At 60.7% G+C, this 20,990-nt stretch carries 21 protein-coding genes; 7 read left to right on the top strand and 14 right to left on the bottom strand.

From position 1 onward, the window contains the following. Positions 1 to 20 precede the first annotated feature (20 nt). The 5 genes from AC0L2K_RS17840 to AC0L2K_RS17820 all read right to left on the bottom strand — a co-directional run bounded on the left by AC0L2K_RS17840 (position 21) and on the right by AC0L2K_RS17820 (position 7,556). Positions 21 to 1,577, bottom strand: a complete 1,557-nt coding sequence (locus AC0L2K_RS17840; protein ID WP_023801817.1) for a DUF1254 domain-containing protein — start codon at positions 1,575 to 1,577, stop codon at positions 21 to 23. A 916-nt stretch (positions 1,578 to 2,493) separates the two neighbouring features. After that, positions 2,494 to 4,449, bottom strand: coding sequence for a DUF3604 domain-containing protein (locus AC0L2K_RS17835; RefSeq protein WP_473531959.1), 1,956 nt, complete (start codon positions 4,447 to 4,449; stop codon positions 2,494 to 2,496). Between the two features lie 54 nt (positions 4,450 to 4,503). Beyond that, positions 4,504 to 5,559 (bottom strand): hypothetical protein, encoded by a 1,056-nt coding sequence (locus AC0L2K_RS17830; protein ID WP_473531958.1) that lies wholly within the window; start codon positions 5,557 to 5,559, stop codon positions 4,504 to 4,506. Positions 5,560 to 5,640: 81 nt separating this feature from the next. Beyond that, positions 5,641 to 6,684: a HupE/UreJ family protein gene (locus AC0L2K_RS17825; RefSeq protein ID WP_473531957.1), complete on the bottom strand. Its 1,044-nt coding sequence runs from the start codon at positions 6,682 to 6,684 to the stop codon at positions 5,641 to 5,643. Next, a complete protein-coding gene (locus tag AC0L2K_RS17820) occupies positions 6,681 to 7,556 on the bottom strand; it encodes a peptidyl-prolyl cis-trans isomerase (RefSeq protein ID WP_473531956.1) in 876 nt (291 codons plus the stop codon). The genes AC0L2K_RS17825 and AC0L2K_RS17820 overlap by 4 nt, the downstream gene beginning before the upstream one ends. A gap of 235 nt (positions 7,557 to 7,791) precedes the next feature. On the opposite strand from AC0L2K_RS17820, the gene AC0L2K_RS17815 reads away from it, so the two are divergent. Further along, entirely contained in the window at positions 7,792 to 7,920 is a 129-nt protein-coding gene (locus AC0L2K_RS17815) for a mechanosensitive ion channel domain-containing protein (protein ID WP_473524337.1), read from the top strand. Between the two features lie 70 nt (positions 7,921 to 7,990). Here AC0L2K_RS17815 and AC0L2K_RS17810 read toward each other — a convergent pair whose 3' ends face one another. The 3 genes from AC0L2K_RS17810 to AC0L2K_RS17800 form a co-directional block, all read right to left on the bottom strand. Beyond that, positions 7,991 to 9,271, bottom strand: coding sequence for an alpha/beta hydrolase (locus AC0L2K_RS17810; RefSeq protein ID WP_473524377.1), 1,281 nt, complete (start codon positions 9,269 to 9,271; stop codon positions 7,991 to 7,993). Between the two features lie 62 nt (positions 9,272 to 9,333). Next, entirely contained in the window at positions 9,334 to 10,134 is an 801-nt protein-coding gene (locus AC0L2K_RS17805) for a porin family protein (RefSeq protein WP_473524338.1), read from the bottom strand. A 275-nt stretch (positions 10,135 to 10,409) separates the two neighbouring features. Beyond that, complete coding sequence (locus tag AC0L2K_RS17800; RefSeq protein WP_473524339.1) at positions 10,410 to 10,721, bottom strand: hypothetical protein; 312 nt, start codon at positions 10,719 to 10,721, stop codon at positions 10,410 to 10,412. Positions 10,722 to 11,083: 362 nt separating this feature from the next. On the opposite strand from AC0L2K_RS17800, the gene AC0L2K_RS17795 reads away from it, so the two are divergent. The 5 genes from AC0L2K_RS17795 to AC0L2K_RS17775 all read left to right on the top strand — a co-directional run bounded on the left by AC0L2K_RS17795 (position 11,084) and on the right by AC0L2K_RS17775 (position 16,379). Next, positions 11,084 to 12,802, top strand: a complete 1,719-nt coding sequence (locus AC0L2K_RS17795) for a hypothetical protein (protein ID WP_473524340.1) — start codon at positions 11,084 to 11,086, stop codon at positions 12,800 to 12,802. Positions 12,803 to 13,372: 570 nt separating this feature from the next. After that, positions 13,373 to 13,597, top strand: coding sequence for a hypothetical protein (locus tag AC0L2K_RS17790; protein ID WP_473524341.1), 225 nt, complete (start codon positions 13,373 to 13,375; stop codon positions 13,595 to 13,597). A 640-nt stretch (positions 13,598 to 14,237) separates the two neighbouring features. After that, the gene (locus tag AC0L2K_RS17785; RefSeq protein ID WP_023801823.1) at positions 14,238 to 14,471 is read left to right on the top strand and encodes a hypothetical protein; all 234 of its coding nucleotides are present in this window, start codon (positions 14,238 to 14,240) and stop codon (positions 14,469 to 14,471) included. 118 nt (positions 14,472 to 14,589) lie between these two features. After that, complete coding sequence (locus AC0L2K_RS17780) at positions 14,590 to 14,799, top strand: hypothetical protein (RefSeq protein ID WP_473531955.1); 210 nt, start codon at positions 14,590 to 14,592, stop codon at positions 14,797 to 14,799. A 428-nt stretch (positions 14,800 to 15,227) separates the two neighbouring features. Next, entirely contained in the window at positions 15,228 to 16,379 is a 1,152-nt protein-coding gene (locus tag AC0L2K_RS17775) for a hypothetical protein (RefSeq protein ID WP_473531954.1), read from the top strand. Here AC0L2K_RS17775 and AC0L2K_RS17770 read toward each other — a convergent pair. The 6 genes from AC0L2K_RS17770 to AC0L2K_RS17745 form a co-directional block, all read right to left on the bottom strand. Next, the gene (locus AC0L2K_RS17770; protein ID WP_473531953.1) at positions 16,360 to 16,866 is read right to left on the bottom strand and encodes a hypothetical protein; all 507 of its coding nucleotides are present in this window, start codon (positions 16,864 to 16,866) and stop codon (positions 16,360 to 16,362) included. The genes AC0L2K_RS17775 and AC0L2K_RS17770 overlap by 20 nt on opposite strands. 27 nt (positions 16,867 to 16,893) lie before the next feature. Further along, the gene (locus AC0L2K_RS17765; RefSeq protein WP_473531952.1) at positions 16,894 to 17,484 is read right to left on the bottom strand and encodes a hypothetical protein; all 591 of its coding nucleotides are present in this window, start codon (positions 17,482 to 17,484) and stop codon (positions 16,894 to 16,896) included. Next, a complete protein-coding gene (locus tag AC0L2K_RS17760) occupies positions 17,484 to 18,017 on the bottom strand; it encodes a hypothetical protein (protein ID WP_473531951.1) in 534 nt (177 codons plus the stop codon). Before AC0L2K_RS17760 ends, AC0L2K_RS17765 begins: the two co-directional genes overlap by 1 nt. 294 nt (positions 18,018 to 18,311) lie before the next feature. Next, positions 18,312 to 18,668 (bottom strand): VOC family protein, encoded by a 357-nt coding sequence (locus AC0L2K_RS17755; protein WP_473531950.1) that lies wholly within the window; start codon positions 18,666 to 18,668, stop codon positions 18,312 to 18,314. Between the two features lie 29 nt (positions 18,669 to 18,697). Then, complete coding sequence (locus tag AC0L2K_RS17750; protein ID WP_473531949.1) at positions 18,698 to 19,096, bottom strand: SRPBCC family protein; 399 nt, start codon at positions 19,094 to 19,096, stop codon at positions 18,698 to 18,700. 68 nt (positions 19,097 to 19,164) lie between these two features. Beyond that, positions 19,165 to 19,962 carry a helix-turn-helix domain-containing protein gene (locus tag AC0L2K_RS17745; RefSeq protein WP_128172543.1) on the bottom strand — a complete coding sequence of 266 codons (798 nt, stop codon included), beginning with the start codon at positions 19,960 to 19,962 and terminating at the stop codon, positions 19,165 to 19,167. Positions 19,963 to 20,279: 317 nt separating this feature from the next. Here AC0L2K_RS17745 and AC0L2K_RS17740 point away from each other — a divergent pair, with 317 nt between their 5' ends. Next, entirely contained in the window at positions 20,280 to 20,966 is a 687-nt protein-coding gene (locus AC0L2K_RS17740) for a TerC family protein (protein ID WP_473531948.1), read from the top strand. The last annotated feature ends 24 nt before the right edge of the window (positions 20,967 to 20,990 follow it).

Here is a 20,990-nt window from a genome sequence, read left to right as displayed (position 1 = left end):
TGGCCAACCGTATCCACTTGTCACGGGACGAGTTCGATCTCGCCCGGCTTCCAGGTCTTGTCGAACCATGGCTGCAGCGGACCATAGAGGCGAAGAAGAACGTTCCAGCCCTTGCCGGGAACTGTCTGGATCCAGTTGGCCTCATGGCCTTCCGGCGCCGTCGGGCCGAACCAGACATCGACCGAGGAGTCCGCGTTGATCACAATGTCTTTCTTGTCGCTGCCGATGCTAGGGAATTGCTGGTCCGTCTGCAGCATGGAACGCGTCTGATTGTCATACAAGACGAACGACCAGAAATTCTTTGCCGGAATGTTTGGCGGCAGATGCACCTTATAGGTCTTGCCGCCATCGAACGGCTTGCCGTCCTTGTCGGTCGTGGCGCCTGCATACTGCGAACCGATGCCGACGCGCTTTATCGCCATGGCCGGCGTGATGCCCGTCGCATAGTAGTGGAACAGGACACGGGCATCCAGATAGCGCACGCCGGGCTGCAGAAGAAACTCGTAGCTGCCGCCGACAAAACCGGTGAACCAGGCACTGTCCGGGTAGTAGTAGGCATCCTTCATGCGGGTCTTGAAGGTGATGGTGCGCGCCGTCGCGTTGCCGACGGCTACGGCTTCGGTGAGGATCTTTTTCATCCGCTCGTCCGGCGCGAAGGGTTTGCCTTTTACGATGCCGATGGCGGCGAGTTGTCCCAACACTTCCGGGTGATAGGACTCCTCCGGCTCGTATTGGACGATGTCGTTCACTTCCTCGTAGAAATGAAAATCATTGGCATGGATGGTGTTGAACTCCTTGCCGGAAGAATTGATGATCTTCATCGGCGGCGGGTTGTCAGCTTCCGAAAGAGGATAAACCTTGGCGAATTTCCTGGTGTTTTCGACAGCAGTGGCGGTACTGCCGTTCTCGAGGAAGCCGCGCCAGAAGAACAGGTTTCCGTAGGTTGACGTCTTAAACACGAAATAGCCTTCGGGTATCTCGCCTTGGTAACCCGGCGGCAAAAGCAGGTATTTTCCGCCCTTTCCCTTGTCCGGTCCGGCATTGCCGACATCGCCGACATATTGGAACCAATGGTTGTCGATCATGCCCAGGATATTGGGCGGTGTCTCGATGACCAGCGGGCCAGCCTTGGTGTCCAGCCACATGAGATTGTAGATGCTTTCGGTGTTGGCCGTCAGGAACAGCGAATGCGAGTCGGCCAGGTTTTCGAACACCAGGATGGTCTGGTTGTTGTCGGCTCCCTGGCTGGCAAATCCAACCCGCATAGCTTCGACGGATGCACCAGGCATGGCGTTGAGAAAAGCATCGACGCCGCGCATGAAATCGAGATTGTCGTAGATCTTCTCCGAAGTGGCGTCATCCGGGAAGCCATCGAAAAAATTCAGTTTGCCAATCCTGGTGTCCACACTTTCCGGCGTGACGATGGAATCCGGTATCGGCGTCGTCATTTTCATCTTCGGCGCTTCGGCGGAAGCGGTGCTCATGCCGATCAGTACCGCCGCGGCGGTGGCGCAAAGCAGTCTCGTCGTGCGTGCAGCGGTCGCAGTAGAGCCGGCCAATTTCAGGTAGTGTTTCATGGCTTTTCATCCTTCACAGCGGTTCAGGCCGCGGGGCGGCCGGTCTTCTCATTTTTTCGGGAACAGAAGCGTCCGGTCCATCAACCGACGGATCGGGAACCGACGCGCTGCGCTGAAAATGCTTTTCTTGCCTTTTGGCCGATACTCGCTGGCATTGCGCCACGTTATTCAAAGCAACTTAGGCTCGGCATTCGTGCCGTGCTAGCCGCAGTATGTAAATTACGTGGACCAACCCGTAATTGACGAAAAAACGAGGCGCGGGCGGTCGAAAACCTCAACACGCGAGGGTACGGTGATCCGGGCGGATGCCTCTGCAGTAAGGAAGTTCAATCCCCTGCGCGGAAAGACTGTCGTGCCCAAGTCCACCGGATCGCGGACGGCATACCGGTGGGCCTCGTTCCCAAGGCCAGCGCTGGAGCACGCGTTTGCCTTGGATGGTCGGGCGATTTCCTAACTATGCGACTGCCTGGGCCCTGCTGGCTCAAATCACCATCGACGAAGTCCGATTCACGCTTTCCGGCTGCCTCCGCCTCGTCGTCGGCGGTCGGTCGTGCCCTGGCCATCGCCCGGCACGCGGTGGAGTTAGATCCCCGCAAATGTGTGCGCTCTGCACGCCGAAATGTCCGCTCTATCAGCAAAGAATTCAGGGCGAGAGCCGTCGCGACAACTGGCGGCGAGAGCCTCCAGGGCCAGGCAAGATGTTCGGCGGGACGCGGGATGACGTCAGCCTTCGCGGAGATCACAGCGTCGGTCACGGATGACAATGTCGCAAGATTAACAAGGTCGCCTGGCGCGAAAGCTGCTCTCGAAGCCAAGCCATCATTTGAACCAAAGCCGTGTTTGAGCCTTCTTGTCTTGGCAGGCGGCGCACGATCCGCCTGCCCCAACACCAGCCAAGCAAAATCCGGCGTTTCCTTTAGCCAGCCGGATTGTACCAGATCGGCGAGGTGTACGCGCGCTCCTGCATCTCCATCGTCGCTTCCGGCGGCATTTTTACGCCGAAATATTTGGCGTCGTAGGCCGTCCAGCGCGGCGTCGGGATTTCCAGCACGCGGCCGTAATAGAACGCCCGCTGGGCCGGATCGAACTCGGGATCAACCCAGACGGCGACCAGTTCCGGCGCGCCTATCGTGTTGGTCCAGGTGGCGTCGGCGACATCGACAGTGCTCCCGACCGAAGGCATCTTGCCGTCAGCGCCCGGCTTGCGGTCGCCCGACCACGCAACATCATAGACCTTTTCCTGCACTTCGCCCGCAGCATCGAGCCATCCCTTGACGATCTGGTAGCGATCGAGGTTTGCGCCGATCGGATCCTTCAGCGCTGCAACCAGGAAGGTCGGCGCCTTGCCTTCCGGCGCGGCTGTGAGATCGCCGCCCATCGGCACGCCCTTGGTATAGCCGGCCAGCGCCGGACTACGGGTATCGGCATCCGCGGCGACGAAATCGAAGCCGCCAAACAGGCGAACCAGCATCCGCGATCCGGTCGTGGCATAAGTCTCCCGGCGTGCCATCGCGTCGAAGATCGCCTCGCGGGTGTTCTCGGTCGCCCAGACCGCCGCGTAGCCGGAAGCGGTCTGCTCCCAGCCCATAATGGTCGCCTTCTCGGTCTTGACGAACGGGTGTGTGGCGCGGCCCGGCCCCGGCTCGCTGTTGGATGTCTTGCCGAAAAAATTGTCCTCCTCGACAGCGGCAAGCCCGGTATGCGCGTCGGTCGAGCCGACCATGCCGAACTTGTAGGGGTTCACCCCGAGTTCCTGCTCCAGCTTGAGCCCGTTCTTCAGGGCCGAGCGCGCATATTCGAACTCCAGCATATCGGGCGTCTTTACGACGGTCAGGTCGAGATTGCCCTTGTCCCAGCGCTCGAAGTTGGCGAATTCGTCATTTGGCGACAGGAAGGGGTGCGTTTCGCCGTCGCCCTTGATCTGTGTCGCCTCGTAGAGACGCTCCCACTTGGCGCGCGTCTCCGCATATTCGCGGTCTATTGGCTTGTCGACGCCCGGCTCGATCATCGGGAACATGCGGCCATTGGAAAGGTTGCCATTATGGGCGATGGCGAGCACGTCGCCGCCGGTTTTCTCCTCATAGGCCGCCATCCACTTCCATAGGTCGCGCGGATTGTCGCTGCCCGGTGCGAGCACGGTGAAAGGCACGATCTGGCGGGCGAGATCGCCATTGTCGCGGAAAATGACGTTGCGATGCAGGTTGTTGCCGCTCGTGTTGGAGGTCCACTCGTAGCCAATGACCGCCGTGAAGCGGCCTGGATCGTTCGCCTCCTCCGCCGCGTCGATAGTCTCCTGCCATGCCGAGCGATAGGGGGCGGAGTCGGGCGAATAAAGCAGCGGCCCGGTGAGCTCCCCTGCACCGAAAGCAGTGATGAGCTCGATCGCGGCAGCGGCGCCCTGGCCGGACTGGATCATGTCGTACCACCGTCGTCCCTTGGGGTCCGCCACGATATCAGGCTTGCCGGCCAACAGGTCGTTGAAGAAGCCCATATTGTCGGAATGGTCGGTGACGACCAGGAAATCGAGCGGCCGCGACAGTTTCACCAATTGCCCGGAGGATGCCATCACCTCCTCACCTTTGCCGAAGCGATAGGCATCGCGCGGTCCAAGGCGCGCACCGAAGGCGCCGGCATCGAAGGAGAAGGATGTGTGGGTGTGGGTGTCGCCGAACAGCGGCCTCGTCGGGAAGTTGCGCCCGGCCCAGGGAGAATAGGGCCGTTTGGCCGGATAGAGCTGGTCGGCGGTTCCCTTGTCCAAGGAACCGGAATCCAGCAGGGTATCCTGCGCCGCAGCGGGCAGCGCGCCTGTCAGGCTTGCTGTTCCAAGAGCGGCGACCGAAACAAACTGCAAAAGTCCGAACGTTCTCATCATAGTCCTCCTCCAACTGTGGTGCATGCCCAAGCCAATCATCCCCTGGAAAACTGGTCATCGGAGACCACCGGACCGCGTGAACACGGCCTTGGAACTCGCGCCTTCATCAGCGCTTGAAAGGTACATAGCGATCGCGAAATGCGATGCTTCGTCCAGGCCAACGCCCGCATTCAGGATTTCACGCAGCCGGGGGACGAAACGAACCACTTTCCAATCGGACAGGTCATTTGCGACATTCCCGGCAAGCTCGGGGTGATGCGCGAGCAGCCGACCGTAAGCTTCGATGATCGCGGATCGCAGTTCGACTGCCCCGCCTGTCCCCTGCACCGACAATGCTCTCACGATTTCGAGCAGCTCTGCATGACTTCGGCCCGGCTCGACGAAGTATTCTTCCGCAAGCTGCGTCACCCCGTCCGCGCCCGTCATTTCAATAAGCGCAGTGGCATAGGCACCGAGGCTGATCGTCAGCCCATACTCCGCCGCGGTCTTCAGTTTTCCGCGAACGAAGGCGATGTCGTCCGGGCGGTCCGACATGCCCAGCATGAGGATGTAGAGCCCACGCCATTCGACATGAAACAAGTCGTTGACGATTCGATAGATGTCGTCACGCGCAACGCTTGTCTTGAGATCGCGCAGCGTTGCGTAAGGCGCGCGCGCGACCTCGAGGAAGGCCAGTTCGGCGAGCCTGCGATCTTCGTGCCGGAGGTAAGTGGCGAAGAACACCGCGCGTTCGGCCAGCGTCTTCGAGCTCTTGTCCCACTGAGCCACCTGGCGCATTACACTTTGATACTCGCGCCCCGCCATGCCAAGCGCCCTCCAGGCCCCGCCGGGACCGTTCTGGACAAGAATAACCTGGAGAGCCGGATGCAGCTGGAGGGCGCGCGCCGTCGTCGAATCGAGGAACAGAGGGATGGCGCTGCCGTCGTAACGTCCCTTGAATGTTTCCAGCACTGCGTAGGAGAAAGGCCTTGTCGGATTCTCGCGCGCGAAGACCGCCGTGCCGCTCCCGACGACCTGGTCGGCATTCGTCACCTTGGGATAGGGCATACAGAGCACACAGGCATGTGCCGGCGTCGCGGTCAGTAGGAACGCCGCGGCAATCATGCACATCAGCGATGCCAGTGCTGCGCTTGTCAGCCCGGTTCGCCGATCCCTGCGCGAGGTGTTCATATGCCGCCCTTCCCGACAATCTCAAAAGGTCGCCACACGTTCGATCACCCAGAACATTGCAATCGTGCCGATAGCGTATGGCGGCACGAGATCCAGCCAGGCCGGCAGCGATCGCCTGCGGACCCGGATCAGTGCGACCAGCGCAAGTACGGCTCCGACAAAAAGAAGCTGTCCGACTTCCACTCCGAGGTTGAAGAACAGTAGCGCAACGGGAATCTGTCCCGCCGGCAGTCCAATCTCGCTAAGGGCGCCGGCAAAACCGAAGCCATGGAGAAGCCCGAATGCAAATGCTACCAGCCAGGGTGCTCGAGCGGCTAAACTTCTGCGCCCCTGCCGTACGTGGACGATCTCGACTGCGACGAACGCGATCGACAACGCAATCACCGCCTCGACCGGCGGCGAGGGTACGTTAACAAAGCCGAGCGTCGCCAGCGCCAGCGTGATGCTGTGCGCAACGGTAAAGGCGGTGACCGTCTTGACGAGCCGCCACGAGCCCTCGGTGATGATGAGCAGGGCAAGCACGAAAAGCAGATGATCGAAGCCTGACAGGATGTGCTCGACGCCAAGTTTGAAATAAGTGGCGGCCGTAAACCAGCGGCTTGGAGTTGCAGGGATCATCGCTTCCGGGTCGCCGGGCGTCAGCCGCTCGATCCACACGTCGCCGCTGGCGAACTCGATGCGCACGAGCGCATCGGTCATCGTGTTTTGCAGGCCGTCAATCGATACTACCTGGCCTTCCAACGGCTCGACCGCGCGCATCTGCCAGGTCTGCACCATTGCGTCGCCGGTCGGGCGCGAGACGACCGGCGTGAGGTTCTCGACCTTGCCCGAGAATGCTGCCGACAGCGCCAGACGCGCGTCACCCTGCATCGGTGTCTTGAACAGCACGCTGAACGCGTTCGGCGCTTCTTCCTGAACGCTGAGGTAGGCTGGGCGCACCTCGTGCGCCGAGGCAACCTCCGAGAACAGCATGGCGATGGCCGCTGTCAGCACGACCAGCCGAACGCACTCCGTCGCGGCGCGGGCACCTCGGACGAGTGCAGACCATTTGGCCAGCGGGTTCATTGAGTGGCCACTTTCGGTGCGGGCTCGGGCCCCAATACCGCTTTCGTGGTGTCGTCCAGCTCGACGCCATACTTGTTGCGCAGCGCGATCAGATAATCGCGGCTGAACCCGGTCTGCTTCGCAGAGCGCCACTCAGAAAGGACCGCATCCCTGACCGTCTCGAAGGGCTTCAGCGCCGTCGCCGTATGCTGCGTGACGAGCACCAGATGAAAGCCATAGCCGGATTTCATCGGTCCCTGCCATCCGCCGGCTTCGAGTGCAAACACGGCGCGCGCAAAATCGGCACCGAACATTCCGGACAGCGCCAACTCGTCGGTATCGGCGAAGCTGTCGCCGAACAGCAGCCGGTCGCCCGCGGTCGAACCGTCCTCTGTATTCGCTGACAGCACACCCAGCGCGGCGGCCGCGTCCGCCGCGGCATCCTTGCGATGCTTCGGGTTGAAGTAGACCTGTCGGAACGAGAGTTTTCCAGGCGTCTCGAAGTGTGCAGGGTTGGCGGCATGGAACTGCCGCAATTCCGCTTCGGTCGGCTCGGCAAGCTTGGCCGTGTCCTCGACAAGGAATTTCAGCTTTTGCGCCAGGCGGCGGCGGATGATGGTGTCGTCCTTATCGAGGCCAATCTCCCGCGCCTCGCGCGCCATCACTTTCTCATTCAGCAGATCGTCGACAAGACCCTTGAGCTCATCGGCGGTTGGCTCACGCAGCCATTGGCTCGACCAAGTCTGCTCGAGCCAGCGCACATCGCCTTCACCGATCCGGATCGGCTCGGCGGCTGTGGCTTCGATGCGCCTGTCGTTCAGCCAGGAATAGCCGCCAAACAGGATCGCACCGACGACAGCAAAATGCAGCAGAGGCTCCCTGAGCAATATCATACGCTTTCCTGCGCCCCCGCTGTCGCATCCATGGTTCGGTCCAAGACGACAGCATCTCGCATCAGAGCCATTCGAATGTGATACTTCGAAGACTACTTCTTTCGCTCCTGCATGGATGGTAGGCCCCAAAGATCCGGGGCGGAATGTAATTTACGTGGGCAAGCACGTAACAGGGCAACAACAAAGCCGCTGCTGAGCGTGTGAGGAGTCGTGCCAAAATTACGGTGAGCATCGATTGCGAGCCGGTTACGTCGCACGACGATGCTCTCGCTCCGGCGAATTCATCAAAACATCCGGCACCAAAGGGACCGTGGAGAAGATTTCGATACGATCAGTGACACTGTGCACTTCGAGCGGTTCGTAGCACAGTTTTGCCGAGCCACTTAGGGCCGGAGACGAACCTCGAAATTACTCCGCGCAGGCCAACCGAGGGGCTATTTCTTGCAATCTTTTGTGGCGGAGCCAACGCATTTCTTGCCACCACCCGATTTCTGGCTGGTTTGGGAACCCGTCAAGGCGCCGATGTGATTGCCCAAATTTTCTCTGCTGTTTTGATCGACGGCTGCAACGGGTGCGGCAATCACCAACCCTGCCGCGCTGCCCGCCGCTGCCGCCACACCGGTCGTTGCGTGAATGATCGTGTCGCCGAGGCCTATCCTGTTGTCGGTCAACGTCTGGCCGCCGGCCATACGCGCCCCAATCAGTTGCACGACCTGCGGTGACGAGGCGAACTTGCCGTGATGCAAAGGATCTCCGGATTTGACTTTCGTCAGATCGATGACGGTTATGTTGTTGCTGGCGAGATCTTCCTTGTATGGAGCTTGTTCCGGATCAATCGATCCGAGCCGGGGGATATCGCCCCAGACCCGTCGCGAAACTTTGAGCGCGCGATCGTCCTGCGAGACAAAGAGGGTGAACTGCGGGTGCTGTTTGCCCATGTCGGCAATCTGTGTGCGAAACACATCGACGTCGACGTCTGGCGCTGCCAGCATGACGTTCTTGAACTTTTTCGGAAGGCCGCCATTGCGGATGGCCATCTGGCGCAAGCCTTCCAGCGCAAGCCAGTTGCCCATCGAATGGGCGAGGATCGAAACTTCCTTTATCTGGGGATCGCGTGCAAGGTATTGGAACAGCAGTTCAAGCGCATTTCGCGTGTAGTTGGTGCTTTCACGATCGTAGCCATACGCCAGCGCACTGCCTCGGGAGGGCCAGGTGACCAGGATCGGGACGCTCTGCGTGTCCGTGTCCTTTGCGATCTGCGCAAAGCGATAGACCGCGTCTTCAAAGCGATTGTTGAATCCGTGAATAAAGACGAGGGCACTGTGATCCGGGCTCTTCCTGACAGAGGCGCTAAGCCACGCCTTCGCTGTCTCGAGCGTCAATTCCTGGGCCTGCACGACGGCGAAATCGGTCGCCGGGTTTGACGGCAGCTTCTTGGGCCATGCGACCTCTCCAACCTTGCGGACCGATGCCGGAGGGATCGACACCGTAATCTCCGCGAACGAGGGAGCCAGTCCGCGCTCGCCCGTAAACATTTGTGCCGGATTGGAGGAACGACTGCGTGTCGTTGTGACCAGCATCTCCACCTTGCTGGAGGAAGGCGAGGTATCGGCCACGGGCAGCAGCACATTCGTCGGACGGGACGCGCACCCCAACAGCAGGCCAGCCAACGCCGACGCCAACAAGACGTCGCTGATACGCCTGACTTTGGACAGGCTCACGAAACAGTTTCCCAAACTCTTCTCCCGTTTCGAAGTCATCCCAGGCTCAGATCCGATCAGAACCGAAATCTGGCGCCAATGATTGGACCCTGCATTGCTATGTCAAACACAAATCGGTCGTCGTCGTAGTCTACGGCAAGGTAGCGATAGCCCGCTTCCAGCGTGACCCAATCACTGTACCGGTATTGAAGCGTGCCCTGCACTTGCCAATCGATGTCGGCGCCAAGGCCGAAGCCACCGACATCCGCCTCGCCATGGAGCACGAAACCGTTGCCGAGAGCAACATCGCCGGCCACGCCAATAATGGGGTCGACCCAAGTCTTGCTGCCGCTGGCCTCTCTTACGGCGAGAGGGCCAGTAACGGTCAGATCCGCATCGAGGTACCAAAGCCGTCCGCCGGCCAGAACGTCCAAGGTCGCGGTGGCATTGTCGACGACCCGATAGGAGCCGCCGAAGGTCCACACCACCGTATTCATGTTCGCTTCGGCCGAAAAAAGAGCCAATGGGCCGGGCGACGTGCCATCGGCCTCGAGTCCCAGGTATATGAAGTCGGTGAACAGTGCGTAGCGGCCATTGCGCGCCTCGCCGGCAAGCATGACCGGCGGAGGAGACCAATCGATGTGGTCGAAAATCTGGCCGAAATCGACGTCGATGTCTACCGGCGACAGGCCCCTGACGCCGACCCTGCCCTTCATTCCAGCCATCCAGAAATAGGGTTCTGCGGTGAAGGTCCAGGCCGGCACGGCTTCAGCAGGCACGGGCGGGGCTTCAGGAAGTTGCGTCGCAGCGTCCGCAGCGATCGCCGGCACCGCAAACAGCGCTGCCGAAGCCAACACGAGAGTTCGAAAGATTCCCATATCGAAGTCCCCACTAGTTCCGTCCTTTACTTCATGTCCGACGCGATCGTCTTGCCCGCAGTGACAACATATCTCTATTCGCGCCGCTCAGCTAATGGATATCGGTTTCCGATCGTCTTTCATGTCGACAGGGGTTCATTTATTGCTGTCACGGACGGACAGTGCCGGGCCTACTTCGGGAACAGCAGGCTGATTCCCGTGCGGAAACCGAAGCTGTCGGGGCTTACCGCCCAACACCGCACGCAGGTCGATTGCCATTCCAAGCCAGCCTCGGCTCAGTTCTGGCGTGGCGGCCAAGGAATGACGTGCGGTTTCCGGGCGGCATCCGCGCGCAGCACGGCTCCGACCTCCCCAACCAACCGATCAACCAGTTCCTGCCATTCGGCTCGTCTGGACTCGCGGGATGCCGGCGGGACCTTGTCGATCCTTGAGAGTGCGAGTTCCGCTTCAGCAAGTTCCTCGCACATATCCTGAAAGCCCTCACTTCGGTCCACCAGCCGATGGATCGACAACTCAAATTGCGGGAACCGACGCACCGCCGCCGAGACCGCTCTTTTTTTATCAGCCGGTTCGTCGTCCATCCTCATGACGCAGATTCGTGTTTCCCTGGACCACCGTAACCTATCGCATGGAGGCGGCTGCGGAATGTAAGTTACGTGGGCAACAGGGTAATTTCTGAACATCCCGTAGCGAGTTCGATCGGCGCCAAGCCCTATAAAATCGCAAATTCAAATTGCGCTGCCGGCGAGGCCGCCCAACTCTTTGATCCGTCGTCATCCGCCGGCGCATTGCGAGAACCGTCGCCGTCGTCCCAGCGTTATCTGTTCAGACTACTGGGAGTATTGCAAGAACAGGCTCGCGGTTATAAATTACGCAGCGAGGGTAGCCGGCGAAAAATGAAATATAACTGGGAGTGGTCACCCCCAGAACGTCAGGTGAGGGAACCAAGGTGATCCGGGCCGAACCAGCCATAGGGAGGGAGCATGGGCTCGCCCCAGAGGATTGTCGTGCCCAGCTTGCCCGGATACTCAACAGCGCGGACTTCGATGCAACCGGTCGCGAGCGCCGCTTCCTCAGCCATGTGGTGGAGGAGACGCTGGCGGGTCGCGGTGATCGGATCAAGGCCTATTCGATCGCAGTCGAAGTGTTCGGCCGTGACATGTCCTTCGACCCGCAGACGGATCCGATTGTCCGCATCGAGGCTGGCCACCTCCGGCGCGGGCTCGAACGATACTACCTGACTGCCGGACACGACGATCCTATTCTCATCACGATCCCGAAAGGCGGTTACGTTCCAACGTTCTCGGTGCGATCGCCCCTCGAGACCATTGAGCCGGCCTTGCCGGTCAACCGAGCAGAAAAAGTCCCGCCCCCTGCTCGATGGATGAAGGCATCATGGCTGACGGTGGCTCTTGCGGCAATCATCGCGGCACTGGCTGTTCTGGCATTGGGATTGGCGAGGAGCGACGTTCGCCCGACTTCGCCTGAGATCCCGCGACTGCTGGTCGAGACGTTTGACGACCTTTCAGGAACGGAAGCCTCCAAGGCCATCGCGAGTGGATTGAGGCAGGAAGTCGTCAGCCAGCTTTCCAAATTCAAGGATATCGTGGTCGTGGAGTCGGCCGCAAAGGGGGAGGATCCATCGATCTCGCCGGCACGATTTGTCCTGGCCGGAAGCGTGAACCTGTCGACCGATGCCTTCCGGCTTCGGGTCCGGCTGCTCAACCGGGCGGACAACTCGGTTCTGTGGGCAGAAAGTTATGATGGCGGGCTGAAAGTGGCGCAGCTTGTGGAAGTCCAGACGGACATCGCGCGTAATGTGTCATCGAGCCTGGCCCAGGCATATGGCGTCATCTTCCAGGCAGACGCCAATCTCCACGTCGTCAATCCGCCCGACGATTGGGCCGCCTACTCTTGCACGCTTTCTTTTTACGCATATCGGGTCGGTGTCGATGCAGAAAGCCGGTCATCGGTACGCGCGTGCCTTGAGAAGGCGGTGGACCGCTTTCCGACCTACGCCACCGCTTGGGGTCTTCTCTCGCTGATCTACATAGATGACTACCGATTCGAGTTTTCAGCCAACCCCGCTGAGTCCGCCGCTGCGCTCGATCGCGCCTTGGCGGCGGCAAGGCGATCTGTGGGGCTTGATCCTGTCAACATCCGGGGACGCCAGGCGGAAATGGTTGCGCTCTATTTCCACAAGGAGATCGATGCCGCATTGAAAGTGGGCAAGCAGACTTTGACAATCAACCCGAACGACACCGAGTTTATGGGCGAATATGGAGAGCGCCTGGCGGTTTCTGGAAATTGGCATGACGGATGCCAGTTGATAGCGGAGGCGCGTCAGAAGAACCCAGGGCCAGGCTACTATGACGTGGATCTGGCCCTTTGCTCGTATTTCAGCGGGGATTATCCTCAGGCAGCTATGTGGATCAACAAATCGCCATTTCCGTCGAATCCGATCTATCATTTGCTTGCCGCTGCCGTTTTCGGTGAGGGAGGCTACAAAATCGCGGCTGATCGCGAGGCCGCATGGCTGAACCAAAATCAACCTGATTTGGTGAAGAACATGCGCCAGGTGGTTTCGGCGCGGTTGGCCCGTCCGCAAGATGTCGAGTTGTTCCTCGGCTCGCTAAGGAAAGCGGGCCTTGGCGTCGCAGACGACTAAGAGGTCAGCGGCGCCCGCCCCTCACCTGCCCTGCGTCGAAGCCGGCATCAAAAACAACGAGATCTGGATGGACGGAAGTGTTCGTTCGAATGATGCTATTGCGTTGTCTTGAGCGCAGATTTTGCTCAGCCAGCACAGCGCCTCCTCTTAAGCCCGCTGGTCTTGGCCCGGCGGCCTGCTGACAGTCCCCCAGTAGAGCTGCCGGGCCACTCGAACTTGCTCAATGGAAGGCGCGGACTTCCAGGATTAGAACCAACAAGCACACCAGAGGCATCATCTTTGGCGAGTTGCTGCATCATTGAGCACTTGCCAATGAAGAACGCAAAAAAGCCCCGCCGCTCCATTTGCGAAGCGGCGGGGCCCCCCACTCGCCCCCCATCAATGCCCATGCAATTGCGGTGCCAGACATGTTGACCCATTGCGGCGCACCTTTGATGCCACGACCGCCTGTCGCAGTTGCGAGGGCTGTATCGAGCCGGTCGATGGAGTATCGACTTTTTTGCCGCAAAAGCCTTCCCGCCGGAACGCTTGCTCGTCTGGATGGTTGGTTGGGATGCAGGAGATGCAGGCGTGGCCAAGAAGCTGTCAATCGCGCAAACGTTGCGACGAACCTCCGACCAACTGAAGAGGATCCGCAAACACGTCGCCAATGCCGGTCATGTGGACCAGATGCAAGAGGTCGACGCCTTGGTAGGCCTCGCCAAAGAAGTGGCCGACCGGCAGCTGGCCGGGTTTGAAGGCCCGGCAGATGAAAACGATGGCTCTGTGCAAGACGATGACGATGCAAAGGACTGAGCGTTGTCGACCGGCTCGTGACATTCCGCGATAACGGAATTACTTGATTTGCCAAAATCGGTACTATCCAACGGCGGCGGACCCCCAATCCGCCTGGCCGGCGCCGTCGAGCGTTCTTACCCCACGCCCCCCAAGCGGCGCCGGCCGCTCGGCTGCGCACCCTCGTGTCCGGCCCCGAGGGCATGCTTTTGGGCAACATGCATTGGACCAGGAGACGCGCGGGTTTGACGGGTTTTTTCTGCAACTTGCGGCGATCTGTTCACGCGCCACGCAATCGGCAGATTCCCATCGCTCTCGGCGGCCTTTAATATCCGATCTGCGATATCGCAGCGGATAATGGGATCGTCTGTTAGATGATCCATTGAATTCTGTGGATTCTGTTTGAAAAACATCTCCGCCCCCGCGCTTGGCGCTGAGAATGCTCAACGGATACCGCTTTGAACAGTCGTCAAATGACGACCACAGACGGATTTATACGCCATCCCACGACGCACGTTGGCGTAATTGCGTGGAGGCGAGATGCGGATCCTGCCGGTGGTCGGTGCAACAGAAGCTTGCAGCCGGGAACAACCACTCGACGGTTCGCGTTTGTGCAAAGGCCCGCTTCTTTTGCACGGGCAGCGAGCCTCGAAGGTTCGCAATGCCGCACCGGCGTTTCAATCGCACCCGCCTCAGCCCTCACGATCTGGCTATTTGTGAACGCGTGTACGATCAGGTTTGCGCAGATGAACACATCGACCCTTTGAGCCGGGATGCCGAAGCCTTGGCGGTGATGATTGTCGCAATCTTCCGAAACATTACGACCAGTGAGCGCGAACTGCTGGAGGAGGTCAGGTCGCTTCGTCGTTCAAAGGGCGCAGAACAGGCGCGCTAGCTTGGCGGCTTTCCCTGACGAATCGTTCCAGTCCCGCTTTGGCACAGCCGGATTGGCATCGTAATTGCCTTTTGAGTCTCGCCAGAGTGTAGCCACAGCGCTTGCGAAGGAGATGGAAATGGGTTTGGCCGAAGACCTGTCTGATGTTGCCCTCACATTCGCTTGTCCGGCTTGCTCGCATCCGGCGGTAAGGAAGGGCTCTGCGCTGAAAACGATCGCCCACTTCAGATGCGACGGGTGCAACGCCAAGGTGCGGATCACTTATCCGCAGAAACTGGCGATCTTCGAAAAGCACAAGCTATTGACTGCGCACGGGGCATGGCAATAACTCAACGCAGTTAAGAGCCAGGTTCGACTTCTACGTGATTCCAAAGGGTTTTGGCGAATTGATGAATTGATTTGGACGATGACGGGGATCCCCGATCGCCCGGAAACAACTTGGCCGAGCATGGCTGCGCTGTGAAACGGATTTGACGGACGCCGAATGCCATGGTTGAACCGCAGCTGCCATCGCCTGCAAGGCGGATCAGGTAAACTTGCGAGACCCTCCGATCGTATTCAACCCCAGGTGGTTTGATTTGATCGCAACGGTCTGAAGGCGGACCGTTTGGTGAAACAAACTGTTGAAGTCCAGGATCGGACTACGAAACCGACGCGATGACCACGGCAATTGAGGACATATATCGGCCGCTTGCCTTAACCGCGAGATTGCTTGTCCAGTGCTGGCCGCAGCTATTGCTTGTCGGCTGCCTGGGTATGATCGCTCGTGGTCTGCTGCTTCAGGGCGCCGTGACGATCGGCCTCCAATTCCCGCTAGGCGGAATGGTCATGCTGTCGCTGGTGGTCCTCGCCAAGCTTACGGTGCTGGTCATGATGTTCGTGGTGCTCCGGCCGCATATGCCGGCGGTGGCGGCACTGAGGCAAAAAGCCAAAAAGGCAGTGGACGAAACAAAGCGCGAGCCGGTCCTGGCGATTACCGCCGCTGCGATCCTGCCGTTCTTCGCCTATTATGCCGCCTGGGGTTTTCTTGGCGATACGGTTCGCGAATATTCGCGCATGGCGCTCGCCCAGGCCGATTTCGGCAAGAGCGTCGACATCTTCGCCATTCTTCAGTCAAGTGGCGTGGCACTGTCGATCGTCATCTGCTGGCTGGTGCGTTTTGCCGCCAAGCGACTGGATGCGCGGGCGTCTCATCCCTACTGGCGGCTGCTGATCGTAGCGACGGACGCAACCTGGGTCTTCATCGGCCTCTATGCGCTCGGCGTATGGAAGGACCAGTTCATCCGCTGGCTTGGCGCAGGCGCCGCTCTGCAACAACTCGGCCTCGATTTGCTTGCGCCGGTAAGTCAGGCGGCCGCAGCCGGCCAGTTCGTTCCCGTGGAATTCCGGCCGCTTCCCTTCGGCGAGCAGCTTCAGAATCTATTCTTTTTCGCGTTGCTGCCGATTGTCTGGCTGGTGATGGCGGCGATCATCAACGGCTATGAGCTTTCCGCGCCGGCCGCTCCCGGTCCTGCGCCATCCCGAGCGACCTCCTGGCAGAAGTGGCTGAAGGATTTCGCGTCTCACTTCGTTGGCGGTTACCGCAGCCGCTATTCGCCGGTCTGGACTTGCGTCAAGCTGACGCTCAGTGCCGGCCTGGCCACGCTTGTCACCTTCGTCATCGCCTATCAGGCCATCTCCTGGGCCGGCGCCTGGACATGGTATGGCCTGACGAGGCTGATCGGAGCGCACGATCTCGGGACCTGGCAGATCTTCGCCGATGCTACCAGCCTGTTCATCGGCAGCCCAAGCGACCTCGACGGAGGAATCCTGCTCGACCCGGTCCGGGTCGCGCTGCTTGCAGCCGTGCTCGAGACCGCGGTCGCCATGGCTGGCGCAGCGAATGGAGTCAGGACCGCGGCTCGCTGACGCTGAGATAATTCGGCAACGCCGAGTAGAGGGCAATCGATAGCGTGAGGCTGCTCGCCGCAGGTGGGATCGAAAAGCTGGCAGCCATCCGTGCCGGTTTGCCGGGCTCCGTCGTCGCGAATGCCATGCCGCCGCACAGGGACCGTTGCTCGGCCTCCGGATACTGTTTCCTGACCACCGGATCGGCAAACAGGGTTGGCCGCCATTCGCGACTGCTGCCATCGGAAAGCCGCACCTCGCAAGGTACCGAGCCGAGCGCTTTCGGGTCAGCAGCGAGAGCTTCGAATTCGGCAAGCACGACGGCGCTGCCCGCGCTGCCTGCCAGTCTGGTGAAGCGTGTCACGGTCCAGCTGGCGCCGGCATAATCGACCGGCTGCCCCAGGCTCGCAGATAGCGGCTGGCGCAGATGTTGGGAGCGCCAGTCCTTGATGCTTCCCCACGTCTGCACGGCCAGCGCGGCAGGCAGTGCGACCACCAGCGCCATCATGCTCAGCCAGTAGCCTGCGCGTTGACGTCACCTTTGCGGGAGAACTGTCCATGGCGGCCTTTCTTCGTTGCGGCGGATGGTGATCGCCGGCTCGATGTCTTTGCCCGAAATGTTCGTGGCGATGCGGATCTCGTCGTCGAGCGGCAGCAATTTTGTGGGTGCGACCACGACGGTGCCGTCGGCGACGGCATCCTCCGGCACTTCGAACACCAGAAGGACCCGGCGTGGCAGCCCGGGCTGGTAGACATCGCCCGGCATCATTTCGATCGTCGCCCACAAGCGGTCGGTCAGGACATAACGGATGCCGCTGCGGCTCAGCCACTCGCCCGATGTGAGCCCCAGGGTCTCGAATTTCGCCTCGGCCTCGCCTTCGACCACAACCCATACGCCGGAACTCGTGTAGGTCTTTGACTTGCCGAAGGTCTCGACGTTGAGAACACGCGCCACCCTGGCGCTGTCCAGCGAAAGCGCGAAGGCGCGGGCCTCCACACGCTTGTTCATCCCGCCCGAAGCGACTATCGGCGATGTAATGTCGCTGTACAGCGGGCGCGTGTGCTGCATGCCGTAGAGCACGGCGGCAGCCAACAGCAGCGCCAGCGCCGAACGCAGCATGCGCATTATGGCGCCTTCTCCACCGGCAGGTCGACCGTCGCAACCGGATCACGGTCGAACCACCCGCTTGCGCCGTAGACATTGTCGCGCAGCTTGTAGATCTGGCCGGTGACGGTGATCGTCACCTTGTCGGGCACGGGCACACCGGCCGGCCACTCCCAGGCCATGGTCAGGCGTTCCGGCATGTTGGGATTGAAATATCCCGCCAGATACTTGTCACGATCGAGATAACCCGTTGGCATCGGCAGCTTTTGCGCCGGCGCGCTGAGCGTGACGACGCGATGGAGCACGTTGTTGGGGGTGGCGGAACGGTTCACCACATCCATGTCCACCATCACAAGCTGCACGGGCAGCGATGGGGGAACGCCTGTCGGCGGCACGGTTCCGACACGTGCCGTTCGCAAGGTCACAAACCAGCGACCGGCATCGATTTGCTGGCCTGCCTGCACAACCGGCACCTTTGGCGGATGGGCAGCTTCGTAGAGCGTCATTGAAAACGGGATTGCCGATGCGGCCAGCCCGCCCAGGCCTGCAATCAAAAAAGCATACAGCCTTTGCCGTATTGTCGTTCGTGTCGGTTCCGTCATGCGCCGTGCGGTATGCGATGGTCCTCAGGCCAGCCTTATACGATGCGAGATCAATTTGTTACAACAGCAGCGGCAGGCATCTCCAAGGGGTTCAGCGCAGGGACACCAGCCGCGCAATCGGATCGTTGGTGGCTCGCCCGGTCAGTGTTCAATCCCCGCTCCTGGCGCCGAGCGCGGCCCGCCTAAACCATTCGCCCCCAAACCATTCGAGAGGCACCGGACTCGGCTCGGCGCCCCTCACCTTCTTCACTTGTCCGACCACACGGCCAGCTCGTAGCCGTCCGGATCGGAGAAATGGAAGCGGCGGCCGCCCGGGAAGGAATAGGCGGGCTTGACGATCTTTCCGCCGGCCTCCTCGACATGGCGCTGGGTCTCGTCGAGCTTGTCGGCATAAAGGATCACCAGCGGTCCGCCTGCCGCCTTGCCCTGGCCACCCAGAGCGAAGCCGCCGGTCAGGCGGCCGTCGTTGAACTCGCAATAGCTCGGCCCGTAGCCCTTGAAGGACCAGCCGAACGCCTTTCCATAGAAGTCGCGCGAGCGCGCGATGTCGCCGACGGAAAACTCGACATAATCGATGCGCTTGTCGTTGCTGGATTTGGCCATGATCTTCTCCTTTCGCGGTTATTGGATGCTCAGCGCTCGAGCATTGCCTTCAGGCTGTTGAGGTCGCGCTGCACGGCCTCGGCGTCGGCAGCCAATATCTCCTCCGTCATGTCCGGCGTCCTCAACAGCACGAACATGACCTCCGCGCCGGTCCCGTTAGGAACCACGCGCACCGCATTGCGGGTTTCCTTGTCATCGGCAAAGACGATGTGATCGAGGACGCCGTATTCGTTCGGCCGGGAGAAGCGGATGCGGATGGGCCGGCCGTCGGGGTCCTCCGCGGTCCATTCCTCGCCCGATCTTTCGAAGCGCCTGCCGAGGCCTGCCGCCCAGCGCTGGAAATTCTCAGGGATGGAGGCGAAGTCATAGACTTCGCGCCAGTCCCGGTCGATGGACACGGTGATGATGCGGGATTTGTAGATCGTCATATCTGCCTCCTTTCAACGAAGGCAGACTAGGCCGCGTTGGCGGTGGCGTATTGAACGAAACGGCCAGCTCAGGCGCCGAGCTGCCGCAGAACCGTCGCCGGCGAGAAGCCCGACAGGCGCCGCACCTCGCGCGTCAGATGCGCCTGGTCGGAATAGCCCGCCTCGAACGCCAGACCGGCCAGGCGCGGCTCGGTGGACTGCCGCGCCAGGTTCAGGAACCGCTGGAAGCGGAGGATGCGGTCGAGCGTCTTCGGGCCATAGCCGAAAGCCTCCTGGCAGCGGCGGCGAAGCGTTCGCGGGCTGACGTCGAGCCGGTCGAGGATCACCGCCATGCCCGGACCGGCGGATTCGGTTTTCAGCGCGTTGAAGGCAAATCCCATGTCCGCAGGCGGCGGCTCGACATCCGGCGCAAGCCTGCAGAGTGCCGCTTGCATCGCCCGCATCCGCTCTATCGTCGAGGACGCCTCGCCAATTTTTTCGGCGATTTCGCGCGCAAGCGCTCCCCAGAAGTGGCTGAGCGCCACCCGGCCGCCGACGATTTCCGACATCGGCAGGCCGAGCCATCGGCTTGCCGCACCCGGTCGGAAGCGGGCGCCGATCACCGTAGAGCCAGGTGTCAGAGTAGAGAGGGCAACGGCCACGTCGGGGCCCGCCACGACCAGATCGCCGTCGATCCAGGTGATGTCGACGCAGCCGTCGGGGACCACGGCCGACAGGCTCGCCGCGTCCGGGCGCAATGTATTGGACCAGGCACACTGGAAATGCCCTTCGAGTGCGGCCGCAGGATCGAACTCGCGGTATTCCCCGATTGCCCCGGAAAGGATTGGTGCCCCGGAAAGGACGGGTGTGTTGTCGTCAGACGTCACGAGCCTCTCCTGTGAGGAACACTTTAGGCATCGTACTCTTCGGTCCCCGAAATCTATTGCGCTGGCGGCGCGCTTCAACCCTGTCCTCTGCGCTCCACCCTCGTTTGAGGCCTGCACTGTGAGCGGACGTCTGCGGTGCAATGCGTCCTGACGACCGGGGCGCCGTTCGATTGGCAGCTTTCACCGGCTGCTGGAGATGTCGCCCGCGATAGGCAGTTTGCCGTCTTTATCGCCATGGAGCCTTGACGCACGGGAACCATACACGTTAGGGCGTCCGGGCACGAACGATTGGCGACCAAGCAAGGAAATTCCAGCTGATGGAAATTTTTACCGCCGCCGGCCTCGCGGCCCTGCTCCAGGTCATTGCCATCGACCTTGTGCTTGCCGGCGACAATGCCATCGTCATCGGCCTTGCTGCGGCGGGCCTGCCGTCGGATCAGCGCAAGAAGGCGATTCTCGTCGGCATTGCGGCGGCCACCGTGCTTCGCATCTTCTTCGCTCTGATCACCCAGTGGCTTCTCACCATCGGCCCCATTCTCCTCATAGCCGGCGGCCTGCTGCTGCTTTGGGTGTGCTGGAAGATGTGGCGCGAGTTGCGTGTCAGCTACGAGCAGGAACATGACGCGACGGAAGCGTTGTCGAATGTCGATTATGACAAAAGCGGGACGATTGGCGGCAAGGGGCCGCGCAAGACCTTCGCTCAGGCAGCCTGGCAGATCGTCATTGCCGACGTTTCGATGTCTCTCGACAACGTCCTTGCAGTCGCCGGCGCGGCGATGGACCATCCGACGGTCCTGATCATCGGCTTGGGCCTGTCGATTGCGCTGATGGGCTTCGCCGCTTCGTTTGTCGCTCGCCTCCTGCATAAGTACCGCTGGATCGCCTATATCGGCCTGGTGATCATTTTCTATGTCGCCGTGAAGATGCTTCTGGATGGTGCTGTGCAGCAGTGGCCCGAACAGTTTGCGTTCCTGGCGCCCTGGTTCGGGCCGGGCGGTCATTGAACCTGAGCAGTGCCGGTCTTAGCG

This window comes from Mesorhizobium sp. WSM4817, from assembly GCF_055811135.1.
Note: the sequence above shows the minus strand (reverse complement) of the source record. Positions and strands in the feature narration are given on the sequence as shown.

Excerpts from the sequence above, each read along its gene's own strand:
- AC0L2K_RS17770 (WP_473531953.1), bottom strand. The coding sequence starts at position 16,866 with ATGATGGCGCTGGTGGTCGCACTGCCTGCCGCGCTGGCCGTGCAGACG.
- AC0L2K_RS17750 (WP_473531949.1), bottom strand. The coding sequence starts at position 19,096 with ATGACGATCTACAAATCCCGCATCATCACCGTGTCCATCGACCGGGAC.
- AC0L2K_RS17755 (WP_473531950.1), bottom strand. The coding sequence starts at position 18,668 with ATGGCCAAATCCAGCAACGACAAGCGCATCGATTATGTCGAGTTTTCC.
- AC0L2K_RS17835 (WP_473531959.1), bottom strand. The coding sequence starts at position 4,449 with ATGATGAGAACGTTCGGACTTTTGCAGTTTGTTTCGGTCGCCGCTCTT.
- AC0L2K_RS17765 (WP_473531952.1), bottom strand. The coding sequence starts at position 17,484 with ATGCGCATGCTGCGTTCGGCGCTGGCGCTGCTGTTGGCTGCCGCCGTG.
- AC0L2K_RS17800 (WP_473524339.1), bottom strand. The coding sequence starts at position 10,721 with ATGAGGATGGACGACGAACCGGCTGATAAAAAAAGAGCGGTCTCGGCG.
- AC0L2K_RS17830 (WP_473531958.1), bottom strand. The coding sequence starts at position 5,559 with ATGTGCATGATTGCCGCGGCGTTCCTACTGACCGCGACGCCGGCACAT.
- AC0L2K_RS17775 (WP_473531954.1), top strand. The coding sequence starts at position 15,228 with ATGATCGCTCGTGGTCTGCTGCTTCAGGGCGCCGTGACGATCGGCCTC.
- AC0L2K_RS17805 (WP_473524338.1), bottom strand. The coding sequence starts at position 10,134 with ATGGGAATCTTTCGAACTCTCGTGTTGGCTTCGGCAGCGCTGTTTGCG.
- AC0L2K_RS17785 (WP_023801823.1), top strand. The coding sequence starts at position 14,238 with ATGCCGCACCGGCGTTTCAATCGCACCCGCCTCAGCCCTCACGATCTG.
- AC0L2K_RS17740 (WP_473531948.1), top strand. The coding sequence starts at position 20,280 with ATGGAAATTTTTACCGCCGCCGGCCTCGCGGCCCTGCTCCAGGTCATT.
- AC0L2K_RS17825 (WP_473531957.1), bottom strand. The coding sequence starts at position 6,684 with ATGAACCCGCTGGCCAAATGGTCTGCACTCGTCCGAGGTGCCCGCGCC.
- AC0L2K_RS17820 (WP_473531956.1), bottom strand. The coding sequence starts at position 7,556 with ATGATATTGCTCAGGGAGCCTCTGCTGCATTTTGCTGTCGTCGGTGCG.
- AC0L2K_RS17840 (WP_023801817.1), bottom strand. The coding sequence starts at position 1,577 with ATGAAACACTACCTGAAATTGGCCGGCTCTACTGCGACCGCTGCACGC.
- AC0L2K_RS17780 (WP_473531955.1), top strand. The coding sequence starts at position 14,590 with ATGGGTTTGGCCGAAGACCTGTCTGATGTTGCCCTCACATTCGCTTGT.